The 1,307-nt window shown below is 45.1% G+C and carries 1 protein-coding gene; it reads left to right on the top strand.

All coding sequences use genetic code 11. The annotated features are described in order from the left end of the window. Positions 1–110: 110 nt before the first annotated feature. Complete coding sequence (locus QUA70_RS28450) at positions 111–1,265, top strand: hypothetical protein (RefSeq protein ID WP_333351116.1); 1,155 nt, start codon at positions 111–113, stop codon at positions 1,263–1,265. Positions 1,266–1,307 lie beyond the last annotated feature (42 nt).

Below are 1,307 nucleotides of genomic sequence, written 5' to 3'. Positions count from 1 at the left end.
ATTTTAAACCATCCTAATCTTTCTTCAGTCTTGTCTTATGGTACTTTGGCTGCTTAAAAACTGTCCGGAGTATTGTACTAAGAATAATGGCAATAATGGAGGTGAAGAAGATGAGTGATAGCGATCGCGTTCCTTTGATGTTTCGCTCTCAATTGGAAGGAAGGGGCAAAATTCAGTACGCCGGCGATGCTGGTCCCGCTTCTGAGTGGGTGGAACAATGGTTAGAATGCTGTCCTCCCGTCCCCGAAAGCGCCGATGAAAGCGTTCCCCTCTACAAACGAGGTCGAACTAAATCACCCATAAAAATGCCTGAATTTGGGCAAGGAGTGGAAACAAAACAATACACCATTAGCTGGCGTTTAGTTACAAACAGTGGACAAGATGAAGGCGTCATTCGACCCATAATTGGCGCGAAAGGTTTGCCATTTTATCCTGGTTCTAGCATGAAAGGGGCTTTCTGGCGATCGTGTCCTCCTGAAAAACGAGAAGGATACTGCGGGGGAGAGGTTGTAGAGGACGGACAGCGTAGTGCAAAACCAGGAATTTTGCGCTTTCACGGCGGCTTCCCCGCTGATATGTCTTGGGGAGAAAAAGAGCGTTTAGTCGATGTCGTTCACTCTCAGCAAAAGCGCCAAGTGATGGAAAATGCCGTCACCAGTGCTAACGTGCAAATCTCGCTTTATCAGTGTAAATTACAATTTGGCATTTCCAGCAACAAGCAGCTTGGAAAACAAGAATGGGAGGAAATTTGGCAAATTTGGGAAAAAGCTTTAGGGCACGGAATTGGTTCTAGGGTAAGTGCAGGTTATGGTCGCATGGCAGAGGTAGAAAGCGCCGATCGCATCTTACTTTCTGTCAATTTGAGCGGCTGCGGATTAACGTCGCAACTACTGAATAGAACCCCAGAATTTCGACCCAATATGTTTAAAGCGGCGCTGCGGGGTCATACTTTGCGGTTGTTGGCAGGGGTCACGGATGCCAATACAGCACAACTGTTAACCAAAAAACTTTGGGGAGGAATTGTTGAAACACGCGATGATACAGGGGCAATTATCGGGCAGTTGGGGATTAACTTTACTGCTGAGGAACTCGATTTTGGTGAACACAAATATTATCCGGCGAGGAATCCGGTAGTCATGCCTACCTACGATTTACAGGCAGGAAGACTGGACATTGTGAATCTAAATAATACGTATCCGCAGAAGGAGTTAAAAAAGTTTGTCACTTATTTAATAGACCTCTTGCAAAAAAAATCTATGCTATAATAGAAGGTTTTCAATTTAATCCCCCTAGAGCTAACTCATAAT

Origin of the sequence: Microcoleus sp. LAD1_D5, from assembly GCF_036702115.1 — a bacterium.
Taxonomy (GTDB): Bacteria; Cyanobacteriota; Cyanobacteriia; order Cyanobacteriales; family Microcoleaceae; genus Microcoleus.
Note: the sequence above shows the minus strand (reverse complement) of the source record. Positions and strands in the feature narration are given on the sequence as shown.

Bases quoted from the DNA above. Each gene is read 5' to 3' on its own strand.
- QUA70_RS28450 (WP_333351116.1), top strand. From the start codon at position 111: ATGAGTGATAGCGATCGCGTTCCTTTGATGTTTCGCTCTCAATTGGAA.